Genomic DNA, 14,676 nt, shown 5'->3' on the forward strand with positions numbered 1-14,676 from the left:
AGGTTCAGGCCCGAATGACGCGGGCGGTGTTCCCCTCGATGGCAGTAAGGCGCACCCGCTCGCCGGCCGGGATCTCGCTGTCGGCGATGCAGGTCCATTCTTCGTTACCCAGGATCGGCTTCTGGAAGCGTACCCGGCCTTTCTGGAACTCCGAAACGCCGGCAGTCAGCAAGCCGACTTCGCCGATCACGCTGTCGGCTGTCCAGCGCACATCCGGCTGCTTGCGCCGGAACAGCTTGAACCAGCACGCGGTGGTGACCGACGACAGCAACACCCACAGCAGCACCTGCATGTCCAGTTGCAGGCTGGGGGCGGCCAGGGAGATGAGCGAGACCAGCACGGCACCGATGCCGAACCAGAGGATGAAGAACGTCGGCAGGACCAGTTCGAGCAGGATCAGCGCGATGCCGAACACCAGCCAGATCCACCATTGCATTTCCATATGGGTGAAACCTTCCGGGGGAGGGGACTAAAGCTTAATGCAGCATTAGCCACGAAGGCCATTTGGATTAGCGGTTTACGTGCTGGAGAAAGTCGATCAGGGCTGTAGGAAAACCTGCAGTGAAGGATTCAAACGGGTGTAGTCAGCCAGTCTTCTACTCGTAATCCGGGTACACGCTGAAACTCTCGGAGGTTGTTGGTGACCAGTATCAGGCCAAGCGCCCGAGCATGGCCGGCAATAAATTGATCATACGGGCCGATAGGTGTGCCGGCCTTGGCCAGTTCTGCACGTAGCTGGCCCGTGTGTTCTGCTGCATGCTCGTCGTAGTCAAGAACATCCAAGCGAGCAGCGAACCCTTCGAGGACCGTGAGATTTCTCTGTGGGTCGGCAGATTTCTCAGCGCCGTAGATCAACTCCATCAGGGTCACGGTACTGATCGCCAGTTGTCCATGATGGCGATTGAAGGCTTCTCGAACGATCCTGGGTTTATTCTTGATCGTGAAAATGCAGATGTTGGTGTCAAGCATGTACCTGAGCATTAAAAACCTTCACGTTCCTGATCGGCGGGTTGGTCGCGGCTAGCCATGTAGTCCGTCGTGGCATCGATATCGTCGAACCAGCTGTCCCACGATTCCCCGGCAGGCGTGATGATGCGCGTGCGACCTATTGCAACAATGTCTACACGAGTAACGTCTTCGGGAAGTGCGACGGACTTTGGCAAGCGGATGGCCTGGCTGCGGTTGCTTTTGAAGACTGCACCTTGCTCCATGATAGGCCTCCTTTAAAAGCCGAAATGTGTGACTGAAGTTTAGGGATCACGCTGTATATGTCAACGGGATATACAATTTGCCGGGTATGTGTTCAGGTGCCCAACCTGCTCAAAATATCGTCAGCGCACGCTACCATCACATCTACTCTCGGCAGAATTGGCCGCTTCAGCACCAGCACCGGCACCCCCATCTCCCGCGCCACTTCCAGCTTCGGCTCGGTCGCCACACTGCCGCTGTTCTTGCTGATCAGCACATCGATCCTGCGGCGCTGGAACAACGCCCGTTCATCCTCGATATGGAATGGCCCACGCGCACCAATCACTTCGCAACGCTCGTTGCCAGGGCACGCCTCCAGCGCCCGCAACGTCCAGAACTGCTCCGCCGGAATCTCGTCCAGATGTTGCAGCGGCTCCCGCCCCAGCGTGAACAGCGGCCGGCGAAACGGCTTGAGCGCTTCGATCAACCCGGCCCAGTCCTCGACCTCGCGCCAATCGTCCCCCGCCTGCGCCTGCCAGGCCGGGCGGCGCAGGGCCCAGCACGGGATGCCGGCGCTGCGCGCAGCACTGGCAGCGTTGCGGCTGATCTGCGCCGCGTAAGGATGGGTGGCGTCGATCAGCAGCGTGATACCTGCCTCGCGCAGGTAGCTGGCCAGGCCTTCGGCGCCGCCAAAGCCGCCGACCCGCACCTGGCATTGCAGGTCCTGCGGAACGCGGCCGATACCGGCCAGGCTATAGACATGCTGTGGGCCCAGGCGACGGGCGATGGCCAAGGCTTCGGTAACGCCGCCCAGCAACAGGATGCGCGCCGTCATTGCACACCCGCCCGGCCAACGATGCCGCCTTGGCGGTCGATGGCGAACACTTCCACGTGCACCTGTGCCGGCACCACGCTGCGGGCGAAGGTCAGGGCGTGGGCGCATACCGCGTCACCCAGGGCAACGCCAGCCGCATGCGCCAGTGCGAGCGCTTGCTGGCTGGTATTGGCATTGGTGATGGCCGCCTGCAACGCTGCGTCAGCGCCTATATCAGCAGCCCAGCCGGCCAGTTGCGGCAGGTCGATGCTGGAATGGCGGCTGTGCAGGTCCATGTGCCCGGCAGCCAGCTTGCTGATCTTGCCGAAGCCGCCACACAGGGTCAGGCGTGGTACCGGTACTTTGCGCAAATGCTTGAGCACCGCACCGACAAAGTCGCCCATTTCGATCAGGGCGATTTCCGGCAGGCCGTAGACCCGGCGCATGGTGTCTTCGCTGGCGTTACCGGTACAGGCAGCGATGTGCGTGTAGCCGTTGGTGTGGGCTACGTCGATGCCTTGGTGGATCGAGGCAATATAAGCGGCACATGAGAACGGCCGCACGATGCCGCTGGTGCCGAGGATCGATAGCCCGCCAAGGATGCCCAGGCGCGGGTTCATGGTCTTCAGGGCCAGTTGCTCGCCTCCCTGCACATTGACCGTGACTTCGAAGCCGCCAAGGTAACCGCATTCGTCAGCCAGGCGTTGCAGGTGTTCGCTGATCATACGCCGAGGTACCGGGTTGATGGCTGGCTCACCCACCGCCAGCACCAGCCCCGGGCGGGTCACTGTGCCAACGCCGGCGCCGGCGATAAAACGGATACCCGGTTCAGTCAGCAGGCGCACCTGGCTGTAAAGCAGGGCGCCGTGGGTCACATCCGGGTCGTCGCCTGCATCCTTGAGCGTGCCGGCTTCAGCCCCTTCGCCGGCCAGGCGGCAGAACTCCAGGCGCATCTGTACCACCTTGCCTTTGGGCAGGGTGATGCTCACGGCATCGCTGCTTTCACCACACAGCAGCAGGCGAGCAGCTGCCAGGCTGGTGGCGGTGGCGCAGCTGCCGGTGGTCAGGCCGCTGCGTAGGGGAGCGGGCTGTTCGCGGGTTTCTTCACGCATCGACAGGTTTTACCACGTCCAGCAGGGTGATCGGCAGCGCCTGGCGCCAGGTGTCGAATGTGCCCAGGGGCTGGGCATGGGCGACATGCAGGCGGGTCAGTTCACCGCCGTGTTGTTCACGAAAATGCGCCAGGGCCAGCTCGCTTTGCAAGGTCACGGCGTTCGCCACCAGCCGGCCGCCGGGGCGCAGGTTCGCCCAGCACAGGTCCAGCACGCCTTCACGGGTGACGCCGCCGCCGATGAAGATGGCATCGGGCTGTTCCAGGCCTTGCAGTGCCATTGGCGCCTTGCCGCGAACCAGTTGCAGGCCGGGTACGCCTAGCGCATCGCGGTTATGTTCGATGAAGCCCTGGCGGCCTTCGTCGGCCTCGATGGCCAGCGCGCGGCAGGCCGGGTGGGCACGCATCCATTCGATGCCGATCGAGCCGCAGCCTGCACCCACGTCCCACAGCAGTTCGCCGGGCTGGGGGGCCAGGCGCGCCAGGGTGATAGCGCGGACATCGCGCTTGGTCAGTTGGCCGTCGTGCCGGAAGGCGCTGTCTGGCAGCCCCGCCAGGCGGTGCAGGCGCGGCGCTTCGGGCGTGGCCAGGCATTCGATGGCCACCAGGCTGAGCGCTGCGATCTCGGCATGCGGCCAGTCCTGGGCGGTGCCGGCCAATGCGCGTTCGTCCTGGCCCCCCAGGTGCTCGAAAACCCGCAGGCGGCTTGGCCCGAAGCCACGATCGCGAAGCAATGCTGCAACGGCCGCCGGGCTGTCGCCATCGTTGCTCAGCACCAGCAAGCGCACACCGCTATGCAGGTGGGCATTGAGCGCCGCCAAGGGACGGGCAACCAGCGACACCACTTGCACGTCCTGCAGCGGCCAGCCCAGGCGCGCAGCGGCCAGGGCGCAGGAGGAGGGCATCGACAGCACGCGCATTTCATCGGCAGGCACCTGGCGCGCCAGGCTGGCGCCGACGCCGTAGAACATCGGGTCGCCGCTGGCCAGCACGCACACCGCCTCGCCGCGCAGGGCCAGCACCGGGGCCAGCGAGAACGGGCTTGGCCAGCCCAGCCGTTCGCCGGGCACGCAGCGCGGCAGCAGGGCCAGCTGGCGCGGGCTGCCAAAGATTCGCGCAGCGCCCAGCAGCGCGCGCCGGGCCTGTTTGCCCAGGCCACTGAAGCCGTCTTCGCCGATGCCTACTACTGTCAGCCAGGGAGCCATTTATACCTCTTCAAGATTTCGGGGCCGCTGCGCGCCCCATCGCGACTCAAGGCCGCTCCTACAAAGGGTACGGTGATCCCTGTAGGAGCGGCCTTGTGTCGCGATGGGCTGCATGGCAGCCCCAAAATTTCAGCCCAAACTCGAATGATGCTCGACCACCGGCTTTTCATGCCGCCGGACAAAGCAGGCATAATACCGCGCCTTCTACACTCAAGCGCATTTTCACAGATTGCCGGACGCCCCTTTGACGCAGGCCCATGCCCCCAACGTTTCGCCCCGTCCCTCGGCTTGCCCGGGGTTGTGGCGCATTGTCAGTGCCCGTGACGGCGGCATTTGCCGCATCAAGCTGCCGGGCGGCTTGCTGCTGGCCGATCAGGCCGAAGCGGTAGCGGCGGCGGCCGAGCGTTTTGCTGGCGGTGTGATCGAGGCCACCAACCGTGGCAACCTGCAGATCCGTGGTATCGGCAACGCTCATCGTGCCTTGATCGACACCTTGCTCGATGCCGGCCTTGGCCCGCGTGATGCCGCCGGTGACGATGTGCGCAACCTGATGCTCAGCCCGCTGGCCGGGCACGACCCGGCGATGCTGCTGGATGCCAGGCCATTGGCCGGGCAGATCCTCGACATGCTGGAAAGCACACCGCGCTTCCATCAGCTGTCGGCCAAGTTCGCCGTGCAACTGGACGCCGGCGAACGCCTGGCAATGCTCGAACACCCTCACGACCTGTGGCTGTCAGCCCTGCGCCTGGAGCAGCAGACCTGGCTGGCGTTCGGCCTGGCGGGTTGCCCGGCGGACGGCCAGGTGCTCGGCGCAGTGCCGCTGGAGCAGGGCCTGGCACTGGTGCGTGCCGTGCTGGAACGCTTTCTCGATCTGGCAACCCCTGCGCAGTCGCGCATGCGCCAGCTGCTTGAGCTGTGCCCGCCAGGCGATTTCGTCGACGGGCTAGGGCTGGACATCCGCCGCGATGCCACCGTGCTCGCGTGGCGACGCGAACACCACCGTGCCTCTTGGCTGGGCCAACTGGCTCAGGTTCAAGGCCTTGCCCTTGGCGTTGCCCCGCCGCAAGGCCGCCTGACCCCGGCCATGCTGCGCGGCGTTGCACGTATTGCCCGTGAATGGGGCGATGGCAGCCTGCGCTTCAGCCCTTGGCAAAGCCTGGTGCTGACCAACCTGCAAGCGCAACGCATTGATCAGGCCCAAGCCGGGTTGTCTGCACTGGGCTTGCTGTGCAACGACCAGGAACCCCTGGCGCGCATCAGCGCCTGCACGGGTGCCAGCGGCTGCGCCAAGGCCCTTGGCGAAACCAAGGCCGACGCTGTTGTCCTGGCCGCACTTCTGGGCCCTGGTACACCCGCCAGCGTGCACCTGTCTGGCTGCCCCCGTTCTTGCGCCGTGGCCCATGTTGCCCCGGCCACCTTGCTGGCCCGCTCGCCGGGCCGATATGACCTGTACCTGCGTGATGCGCGCCAGCCGGGCTTCGGTACCCTGCGCGCCACCGACCTTACCTTGAATGAAGCAGGCGCCATGCTCGACCTGCCGACGGAGCACCTTGATGATTGACTACATCCGCGATGGTCAGGAGATCTATCGCAATTCCTTCCGGATCATCCGTGAGGAAGCCCGGCTCGAGCGGATCCCCGCAGACCTCGAGAAGCTCGCCGTACGCGTGATCCACGCCTGCGGCATGGTCGATGCCATTGATGGCCTGCAGTTCTCCGAAGGCGCCGGCCGCGCCGGGCGCGAGGCGTTGCTCAATGGCGCGCCGATCCTGTGCGACGCGCACATGGTGGCCGAAGGCATCACCCGGGCACGCCTGCCGGCAGACAACAAAGTCATCTGTACACTGCGTGACCCAAGTGTGCCAGGCCTGGCCAAGGACGCCGGCAATACCCGTTCCGCCGTGGCCCTGGAACTGTGGCGCCCGTACCTGGAGGGCAGCGTGGTGGTCATCGGCAACGCGCCTACTGCGCTGTTCTACCTGCTGGAGATGATTGACGCCGGCGCACCCAAGCCGGCCCTGATCCTCGGTTTCCCGGTCGGCTTCGTTGGCGCTGCCGAGTCCAAGGCGATGCTCGCTGCCGACAGCCGTGGCGTGCCGTTCGTGATCATGCAAGGCCGCCTGGGCGGCAGCGCGATGGCCGCCGCCGCGGTCAACGCCTTGGCCACGGAGGTGGAATGATGGCGCCGCGTGGACGACTGCTGGGCCTGGGCGTGGGCCCGGGCGACCCTGAACTGATCACCCTCAAGGCCCTGCGCCTGCTGCGCGAGGCACCGGTGGTCGGGTACTTCGTGGCCAAGGGCAAGCGTGGCAATGCCTTCGGCATTATCGAGGCACACCTGCAGCCCGAGCAGACACTGCTGCCGCTGGTCTACCCGGTAACCACAGAGGCCCTGCCAGCGCCGCTGTCCTATGAGCAGGTAATCAGTGACTTCTACGACGAAGCCAGCGTGCAGGTGGCCGAACACCTGGATGCCGGCCGTGATGTGGCGGTGATCTGCGAAGGCGACCCGTTCTTCTACGGCTCGTACATGTACCTGCACGACCGCCTGGCGCAGCGCTATGAGGCCGAAGTGATCCCGGGCGTCTGCTCGATGCTGGGTGGCGCGTCGGTGCTGGGTGCGCCGCTGGTGTACCGCAACCAGAGCCTGTCGGTGCTGTCGGGCGTATTGCCGGCCGAAGAACTCAAACGCCGCCTGGCCGACGCCGATGCAGCGGTGATCATGAAGCTTGGGCGTAACTTCCCCAAGGTGCGCGAAGTGCTGACCGAGCTGGGCCTGGAGGGGCGTGCGCTGTATGTGGAACGGGCGACCATGGCCAACCAGAAGATCGTGCCGCTGGACCAGGTCGACCCGCAGTCGTCGCCGTACTTCTCGCTGATCATCGTGCCGGGGGAAAAATGGCAGGGGTGAACATGCACAAGGCACCGGCAATCGTCATCCTTGGTCCGGGCAGCCTGGCCACCGCGCAGCGTATCCAGCAATGTTATCCACAGGCGTCGATCCATGGCCTGCAAGGCCGGGTCGAGGGTGCCGACCACTATTACAGCGCGTTTGGCGATACCTTGCGTGGGCTGTACGAACAGGACACGCCCATTATCGCCCTGTGCGCCGCAGGTATCGTCATTCGCAGCCTGGCCAGCCTGCTCTGCGAGAAAGGCACGGAGCCGCCGGTACTGGCCGTGGCGGAAGATGGCAGTGCGGTGGTGCCGTTGCTCGGTGGCCTGGCGGGCGTGAACGTGATGGCACGTGAGATCGCAGAGGCACTGGGTGTTGCTGCTGCGATTACCACCAGTGGCGAGTTGCGTTTTGGCACCTGCCTGCTGAACCCGCCGCAGGGTTACGCCCTGGCGGACATCGAGCAAGGCAAGCGGTTTGTCTCCGATTTGCTGGCCGGTGAGTCGGTGCGCGTCGAAGGTGATGCACCGTGGCTGCAACAGGCGCAACTGCCCTCCAGCGAGGCTGCCCAGCGCACCATTCATGTGGGGCACCAGGCGCGCCCGGCCAGCCGCGACGAGCTGCTGATTCACCCGCGTTCGGTAGTGGTGGGTGTTGCCGACGGCGACTTGCACAGTATTCGTGCCGCATTGCAGTTGGCTGGTGTTGCCGAGCCATCCCTGGCCTGCGTGCTGGCGGATGAACACGCCATGGCCAGTAACGCCCTGCACGAGGCGGCACAGGCCCTGGGTGTCGCTTTGCGCTTCGCTGCCAAGCCGCACGATGTGGCGGGCATGGTTGCCGGGGCTTTGCCCGATGCCCGGTTGATCGAGCAGGGTGACGTGGTCATCGCAGTGGCACCGGCACCGGTCGAGGTGGCGCGGGTTGGCCGCCGCCGCGGTCGCCTGGCGGTCATCGGCCTGGGCCCGGGTGCTGCCGAACTGATGGTACCAGCAGTCAAGGCCGAGCTTGCGCAGGCCGAAGATGTACTGGGCTATGAAACCTACGTGCGCATGGCCGGGCCGTTCCGTGACGAGCAGGTGCTGCACTGCACCGATAACCGTGAAGAAATGCAGCGCGCCCGGCATGCCTTCGAGTTGGCGGCCCAAGGCCGTTCGGTGGTGGTGGTGTCGTCGGGTGACCCGGGCGTGTTTGCCATGGCTGCCGCAGTGCTTGAAGCGTTGCATGAGTCCAGTGACCCCGCCTGGCATCGGGTGGATCTCGAAATCCTGCCCGGCGTATCGGCCTCGCTCGCAACCGCCGCCCAGGCGGGGGCGCCGCTGGGCCACGACTTCTGCGTGATGTCGCTGTCGGACAACCTCAAGCCTTGGTCGATCATCGAGAAACGCCTGGACCTGGCCGCTCAGGCCGATCTGGTATTGGCCTTCTACAATCCGATTTCCAAGTCCCGACCGCACCAACTGGGGGTGGCACTGGAAGTCGTGCGCCGACATCGCGACGGGAACACGCCTGTAGTCCTTGGCCGTGACATCGGTAGGCCGGGGCAGGCGCTGAAAGTAGTCACCTTGGCCGAACTGGTGCCAGAAATGGTCGACATGCGCACCATGGTGTTGGTCGGTTCCTCTACAACCTGCGTGTTTCCTCGCCTGGCAGGTGGGGTGTGGGCCTACACGCCCCGTTGGTACCCTTCGGCCGACTAGTTGCTCCGGAAACCCTTCAGCGCGTTGCATGGCGAGCTCGCTGGCTAAGGTGGTTGCCCCTGAACAATGGGGCAACCACCAAGGAGTTTCCCGATGTCCGATGAAACACAAATCACAGCCACCAACACCGCCATGCTGGTCGAAGGCAACCTGCTGGCCTGCGGCGCAGGCATGTCTGCGCAAAGCCGTCACGATGTGAAGAATGCCTTCCACTTCGCCACCTTGGTGGCCGACAAGGCGTTCGATGCCGAGAAACAGAGCCGGGCGTGGTACGACAAATTCGTCGATGTCATGCGTGACCTTGGCTTCACCATCCCACGGCGTACCTTCGAGCTGGAAACCTCGGCAGAGCTGTCTGTCACCGTTGGCGCCGTTGCGATCCGTGCGATCGGTGTAGTTGGCAATGCGGTGCTGGGGGGGACGAAACTGGGCGAAGTGGCGAAGCTGGCCTTCGACAAGCTGACCACCATCGAAAACGACGCCAAGGTGCTTGATCACAAACGCAAGAACAAGGCGAGGGGCATGGTTGGCCTGGCCGCCTGCATCGAAACCGAAAACAACGACGTGGTCATGGTGGTGAGCTGCATCCAGGCATCTGCCCCGCAACTGGACGATGACGTACTGGGCATCCAGTGGAAGCTGGACAAGACCGAATACTACGCCGGTACGGCTGTGCTGACGCTCAACAACTTCGTCTACGACAAAGTGCGTGAAACCGTGGAAAACAAACTCGGCGTGCGCAGTGTCGAGAACGTTCTGCAATACGACATCTGATTGCACGGCGGCGTTACACCAACGCCGCCTTGTTCGCTTACTTGTGGTGAGACAAGACCATGAATACTGCAGTTGAGCAGCTGATGCTGATTGGCGGGACGGCATTGCTGTATTCCACGGGCGCCGTCGCGCAACAACGCCAAGCCGCATTTGACTCGATCCTTTACGCACAATTGTTGGCCAACAAGAGTGCCGGGCCACGTTTTGACGACCATGAGCGTTGGTATGCCGCCTACAGGGACGCGTACCGTCAACTGGGTTGGATCAAACTGGCCAGTACCTATGACCTCAAGCAGCTGGGGCAGCCTGTGCGCAGCGCGCCCGTGCAGCCGCTTGAGGCATGGCTGAGAATGCGCTCGATCCGGCATGAAGCCGTGCTGGCCGCTGTGAAGGCGGGTTTGAGCCGCTCAGCGGAGAGTTTTGCCCACGTGTTGAAATTCAGCACGCAGGATCAGGCGCAGGGTTCAAAGCTGGTGATCGAGCTCGGCATACTCAAACCGGGGCCGGTGGTGGACCTGTGCTGCATTACGATGCAGACCGACAAACCGCTTACTGGCGTTTCGCTGGACAGGCTGTTACGTGAGCAGGTGTTTCAGGGTGAAGCCGAGTTTAATGGGGTTTCGCTAGCACTTGATAACGGGCGGTTCCAAGGCCAGCGGGAAGAACTCCAGGCGCTGATGAATGCCAAGGACGCGCAGGGTGACTACCGGTTTGACCCTAACGCTTCGCCAGCAGGAGCAAATCATGTCTGAGACCGCATCCGCCGTGATCGGCGCAGGCATCGTTTCGTTCCTGCCGGGTATTTCTTCACTACAGGCAAACAAGGTGAAACTGGCCTTGGCGATGGCCGAGCGGGCTACTGAAACGGCGTACCAGGAAGGGTTGATACAAGACTGGTTTACCTATTATCGCAATCAGCTCAAGTTCATGGGGTGGGACTCGGTTTCGGCCGAACAAATTCATTGGCCTGACGAGCGCCGCAACAAACAGAGCGATCAGGTTCTGGAAACCATTGCCGCCACTGCCGGTGAGCATTTTGCTGCAGCAACCAGCCTCGCCATGCAGAAACTGTTTTCCAGCCCGGCGGCCCTGGGTGAACTCGAACGCCGGGCTTATGAGCGTCAGCACTTCCAGTTGTTACCTTGTGCGCCAGCGGGTGCCAACCGTGTCGATATGGTGCTTTACCACGAAGTCGATATTCGCGCGGCTTTCAGCGCAGGCTTCATCAGCCACAAGCGCAGCCATCAAATCGTGCGGGCAGAACTGGTGCGCTTCAATCTGCTGGCGTTTGAAAACAGTTACTTGCCCAAGGTGCAGGAGCGCGTGGTGCAGGTGTCGTTACGGCGCATTCTGGATTACGGCGTTTAAGGCGCCATGTAGCCTTTTATGCCGGTGAAGATGATTTGCGCAGCCAGGGCGCAGACGAACAACCCCATCAGCCGGCTGACGATCTGCAACCCCTGGTCGCCGAGAATGCGCTCGATACCGTGTGACAGGTAAAGCACCAGGCCGACGGTAAAGCTGGCCAAAGCGATGCTGATGATGGCCAGCAGCTTGTCGTCCCAGTGCGGCTGGCCGACGCCCATCACCAGCAGGGCGCCGATGGTGCCAGGGCCGACGGTCAGCGGGATGGTCAACGGAACAATGGTCACATCCTGCTGCACGTTGTCGGCCTGCACTGCCGGCTTGCCTTGGGCCATGCCCAGGGCGGAGATGAACAGCACGCTGCCGGCACCGATGCGGAAGGCGTCGGCGGTGATGCCGAAAATACCGAAGATTACCCGGCCGAACAGGTACAGCAGCACGCTGGCGACCAGTGCCGCGAAGGCTACCTTCCAGGCCAGTTGCTTACGCTCCTTGCTGGAGTGGCCACGGGTCAGGCTGATGAAGCACGACAGCACGAAGAACGGGCTGTAGAGGACGAGCATTTTCAGGTAGACGCTGAATAACTCATGGAGCATGGGCGCTGGTCCTTGGCAAATATGCGGTCGTGTTGGAGCGGCCTTGTGTCGCGATGGGCTGCGCAGCAGCTCCAGATCCCCGATTCAGCATAGACCTTGGGGCTGCTGCGCAGCCCATCGCGACACAAGGCCGCTCCCACACGGGAAGTCGTTGTCGCTAGGAAATATGCGCCGGGTTCACTTTGGCTTCGCGCTGGTTGGCCCAGTACTGGATAAGCTCGCGCAACTGCGACAGCTCTACTGGCTTGGCCATGTGCCCGTCCATGCCCGCCAGCCGTGCGCGTTCCTTGTGCTCAGCCAGAATGTGCGCGGTCAACGCCACCACCGGGGTGCGCTGGCGCTGGTTGGCCACCTCCCAGGCGCGCAACTGCTGGGTGGCTGAGAACCCGTCCAGTATCGGCATCTCGCAATCCATCAACACCAGGTCATAGCGCTGTGCTTTCATCGCCTGCAGCGCCTCTTCGCCATTGCTGGCGGTGTCCGGCTCAAGGTTGAGCTTGCCGAGCATCCCGCGGATTACCTTGGTCGAAATGCTGTTGTCCTCGGCTACCAGCACCCGGAAGTCGCCTGGCAGGTCCAGCGCTTGCGGGATGCCAGGCAAGCTGGCAGGCACTGCCTGCTCGCGGCCGCGCTGGGCCAGTTCCTCGGCCAGGGTAGTCTTCAGCGTGTAGCCGGCGACCGGCTTGGCGAGTATCCGCTTGACCCCGGCGTTGCGTGCGATGACCTTGCTCGGGGCATTGCTGATACCGGTCAGCATCACCACCAGGATGTCGTGGTTCAGGCTTGGGTCTTCCTTGATCTTTGCAGCCAGCTGCATACCGGTCATGCCCGGCATGTTCTGGTCCAGCAGCACGGCGTCGAAGTAGTCGCGCAGGTGCGCCTTGGTACGCAACAGGGCCAGGGCCTCTTTGCCCGACGGCACCGCGCTCACATTCATGCCCCAGGCGCTGCACTGTTGCACCAGCACCTTGCGGCAGGTGTCGTTGTCGTCCACCACCAGCACGCGGGCATCGCGCAGCGGGCTGTCGAGGTCGGCCGGTGGCTGCTCCAGGCGCGAAGGGTCCAGCGGCAGGGTCAGCCACAGGGTGTTGCCCATGCCGGTACTGCTTTTGATGCCGAACTCGCCCTGCATCAGGCCAATCAGCTGTTTGGCGATGACCAGGCCGAGGTGGCCGCCCAGCTTGCTGCTGGAAAGGAAGTGGTGGCTGTGTAGCTCGGCCTGTAGCAAGGCTTCGCGGTCGGCGGCGGGCAAGGGTTCGCCACTGTCCTGCACGGCAATGCGCAGGCGCGGTGTTTCGCCGCGTTGATCCAGCGCCACTACCAGCAGAATCTCGCCCTGGTCGGTATTTTTCAAGGCGTTTTCCAGCAGGCTCGACAGCGCCTGACGCAGGCGCGTCGGGTCGCCGCTGATAACCTGCGGTACCTGCGGCTGGGTAAAACTGATCAGCTCGATGTTCTGTTGCTCGGCCTTGGCGCGGAAGATGTTAAGGCAATCCTCGACCAGCGCGTTGAGGTCGAATTGCACGTCATCCAGTTCGATCTGCCTGGACTCCAGCTTGGAAATGTCGAGAATTTCGTTGATCAGCGTCAGCAGTTCGTTGCCGGCACTGTGGATGGTCTGCACGTAGTCACGCTGCTTGACCGACAGTGGTGTGCCCAGCAGCAGCTCGGTCATGCCCAGCACGCCATTCATGGGGGTGCGGATTTCGTGGCTGATCTTGGCCAGGAACTCGGCCTTGGCGTTGATTTCGGCGTCGCTGGCGGCCAGTGCGCGGCTGGCGCTGAAGCGTTCTTCGCTCATGCGCCGCAGCCGTTCGCTGACGGCCAGGTTGAGCAACAAGCCGCTGGCCACCGTCAGGCCCAGCAGGATGCACAGCAGCCAAGGCGTGGACGTGCGGGTCAGGCCCAGCAGCGCCGGCAGCAGCACCAACCCGCCCAGGTTGAACACCACCATGGCAAGGCTGAACAGGCGCCCGGGTGCATAGCCCCGGTACCAGTGGTAGCTGCTGACCAGCAGCATGCTGACGCTGCCCAGGGCCAGCAGGGCGTAGGTCATCAGGTTGAGGGGCAGGGTATCGACAAACAACAGCACCAGGCCGCTGACCCCGACCACCAGCATTTCACCTTGCAGCAGGCGGTTAAGCCGTGGTGAGTTGCAGGGGGTAAAGAAATGCTGGGTGAAATAGAGCCCGGCCAGGCCCGCCAGAACCAGCGTCAGGTAGGCGGCCGGGGTTTGCGCGTTGTGCCACACGTGCCACCAGGGGCCACTGAGGTTCAGCAAAATCAGGCCGCTGAGCAGCATCAGGCCGTGGTACAGCGCCAGAATCAGGGTGGTGGTGGAGCGGCTGTAGAGGAAGCGGATCAGGTTGTGCAGGATCAGCATCACCAAACCGCCAAACAGCATGCCGAACAGCAGTGGCTGGCTTTGGTCCGAGGCGGCTACGGCTGCAGGCTCCAGGCTGATAGCCGGGCGCAACTGATGTTCCGAGACCAGGCGCAGGTAGATATCCAGCGGTTGCTGGCTATTGGGCAGGGGCAGTACATGGTCGCTTCCCCTCAGGGTCGGGCTGGCATTGCCGGCCAGGCGCCCGTGGTGCAGCTGACGCAGAAGCTTGTCGCCTTCGAGGGCGTAGAGGTCAAGGCCAGAGAGGTCGGGTGCGAATACCCGTAGCAGTTGCTCCTGGTCGCCTGGCGCCAGGCGGTAGTGCAGCCACAAGGCCTGTTCTGGTGGGGCAGCATCCAGCTCGGCAAGCACCAGCGGGCTGAACTGGTTACGGTAGCGTTCGGAGCGTACATCGCTCAGTTGCAGGTTGGCCTGTTCATCAAGCAGAACGGTCCAGCCTCCGTCAGTTTCGGCAGCAGCCGGGAACAGGCAGAGCAGGGTCAGCAAGCTGACGATCAGAGCTGAGGCAATCCGAAGCCGACGCACTACGAGATCCCTTCTTAGCCGATGTGCCGGGTGTTAACTATGCGCGGCGCGCCAAGTCGAAGGCAAGGCCCGTACCGGGCCTTGTCGACGAGCCGGAA

At 63.5% G+C, this 14,676-nt stretch carries 15 protein-coding genes; 7 read left to right on the plus strand and 8 right to left on the minus strand.

The genetic code is table 11. The features are described from left to right. Positions 1–4: 4 nt before the first annotated feature. The 6 genes from ACQKPZ_RS16555 to cbiE form a co-directional block, all read right to left on the minus strand. Positions 5–442, minus strand: coding sequence for an NfeD family protein (locus ACQKPZ_RS16555; RefSeq protein WP_104833875.1), 438 nt, complete (start codon positions 440–442; stop codon positions 5–7). Positions 443–570: 128 nt separating this feature from the next. Beyond that, positions 571–981, minus strand: a complete 411-nt coding sequence (gene vapC, locus ACQKPZ_RS16560) for a type II toxin-antitoxin system tRNA(fMet)-specific endonuclease VapC (protein WP_427540057.1) — start codon at positions 979–981, stop codon at positions 571–573. After that, entirely contained in the window at positions 981–1,211 is a 231-nt protein-coding gene (vapB, locus tag ACQKPZ_RS16565) for a type II toxin-antitoxin system VapB family antitoxin (RefSeq protein WP_427540060.1), read from the minus strand. Before vapB ends, vapC begins: the two co-directional genes overlap by 1 nt. 92 nt (positions 1,212–1,303) lie before the next feature. Beyond that, entirely contained in the window at positions 1,304–2,023 is a 720-nt protein-coding gene (locus ACQKPZ_RS16570) for a cobalt-precorrin-6A reductase (protein WP_427540063.1), read from the minus strand. Then, positions 2,020–3,114, minus strand: coding sequence for a cobalt-precorrin-5B (C(1))-methyltransferase (locus ACQKPZ_RS16575; protein ID WP_427540066.1), 1,095 nt, complete (start codon positions 3,112–3,114; stop codon positions 2,020–2,022). Before ACQKPZ_RS16575 ends, ACQKPZ_RS16570 begins: the two co-directional genes overlap by 4 nt. Then, positions 3,107–4,318, minus strand: coding sequence for a precorrin-6y C5,15-methyltransferase (decarboxylating) subunit CbiE (gene cbiE, locus ACQKPZ_RS16580; RefSeq protein WP_427540069.1), 1,212 nt, complete (start codon positions 4,316–4,318; stop codon positions 3,107–3,109). Before cbiE ends, ACQKPZ_RS16575 begins: the two co-directional genes overlap by 8 nt. A gap of 229 nt (positions 4,319–4,547) precedes the next feature. On the opposite strand from cbiE, the gene cobG reads away from it, so the two are divergent. The 7 genes from cobG (at position 4,548) to ACQKPZ_RS16615 (ending at position 11,056) form a co-directional block, all read left to right on the plus strand. Next, positions 4,548–5,879 (plus strand): precorrin-3B synthase, encoded by a 1,332-nt coding sequence (gene cobG / locus ACQKPZ_RS16585; RefSeq protein WP_427540072.1) that lies wholly within the window; start codon positions 4,548–4,550, stop codon positions 5,877–5,879. Then, a complete protein-coding gene (locus ACQKPZ_RS16590; RefSeq protein ID WP_016489386.1) occupies positions 5,872–6,498 on the plus strand; it encodes a precorrin-8X methylmutase in 627 nt (208 codons plus the stop codon). The genes cobG and ACQKPZ_RS16590 overlap by 8 nt, the downstream gene beginning before the upstream one ends. Then, positions 6,495–7,229: a precorrin-2 C(20)-methyltransferase gene (locus ACQKPZ_RS16595; protein WP_391129336.1), complete on the plus strand. Its 735-nt coding sequence runs from the start codon at positions 6,495–6,497 to the stop codon at positions 7,227–7,229. Before ACQKPZ_RS16590 ends, ACQKPZ_RS16595 begins: the two co-directional genes overlap by 4 nt. Beyond that, positions 7,217–8,914 (plus strand): precorrin-3B C(17)-methyltransferase, encoded by a 1,698-nt coding sequence (gene cobJ, locus ACQKPZ_RS16600; protein WP_427540075.1) that lies wholly within the window; start codon positions 7,217–7,219, stop codon positions 8,912–8,914. The genes ACQKPZ_RS16595 and cobJ overlap by 13 nt, the downstream gene beginning before the upstream one ends. Before the next feature lie 93 nt (positions 8,915–9,007). Further along, positions 9,008–9,688 carry a hypothetical protein gene (locus tag ACQKPZ_RS16605; protein ID WP_427540078.1) on the plus strand — a complete coding sequence of 227 codons (681 nt, stop codon included), beginning with the start codon at positions 9,008–9,010 and terminating at the stop codon, positions 9,686–9,688. 59 nt (positions 9,689–9,747) lie between these two features. Beyond that, positions 9,748–10,440, plus strand: coding sequence for a hypothetical protein (locus ACQKPZ_RS16610; protein ID WP_427540081.1), 693 nt, complete (start codon positions 9,748–9,750; stop codon positions 10,438–10,440). Continuing rightward, positions 10,388–11,056, plus strand: coding sequence for a hypothetical protein (locus tag ACQKPZ_RS16615; protein ID WP_427540084.1), 669 nt, complete (start codon positions 10,388–10,390; stop codon positions 11,054–11,056). Before ACQKPZ_RS16610 ends, ACQKPZ_RS16615 begins: the two co-directional genes overlap by 53 nt. Here the strand turns inward: ACQKPZ_RS16615 and ACQKPZ_RS16620 are convergent. Both ACQKPZ_RS16620 and ACQKPZ_RS16625 read right to left on the minus strand, forming a co-directional pair. After that, positions 11,053–11,649: a MarC family protein gene (locus ACQKPZ_RS16620; RefSeq protein ID WP_391129322.1), complete on the minus strand. Its 597-nt coding sequence runs from the start codon at positions 11,647–11,649 to the stop codon at positions 11,053–11,055. The genes ACQKPZ_RS16615 and ACQKPZ_RS16620 overlap by 4 nt on opposite strands. 157 nt (positions 11,650–11,806) lie before the next feature. Next, positions 11,807–14,578 (minus strand): response regulator, encoded by a 2,772-nt coding sequence (locus ACQKPZ_RS16625; RefSeq protein ID WP_427540087.1) that lies wholly within the window; start codon positions 14,576–14,578, stop codon positions 11,807–11,809. Between the last annotated feature and the right edge of the window lie 98 nt (positions 14,579–14,676).

Source organism: Pseudomonas sp. NPDC089547, from assembly GCF_050280665.1.
In the GTDB taxonomy this organism is placed as follows: Bacteria; Pseudomonadota; Gammaproteobacteria; order Pseudomonadales; family Pseudomonadaceae; genus Aquipseudomonas.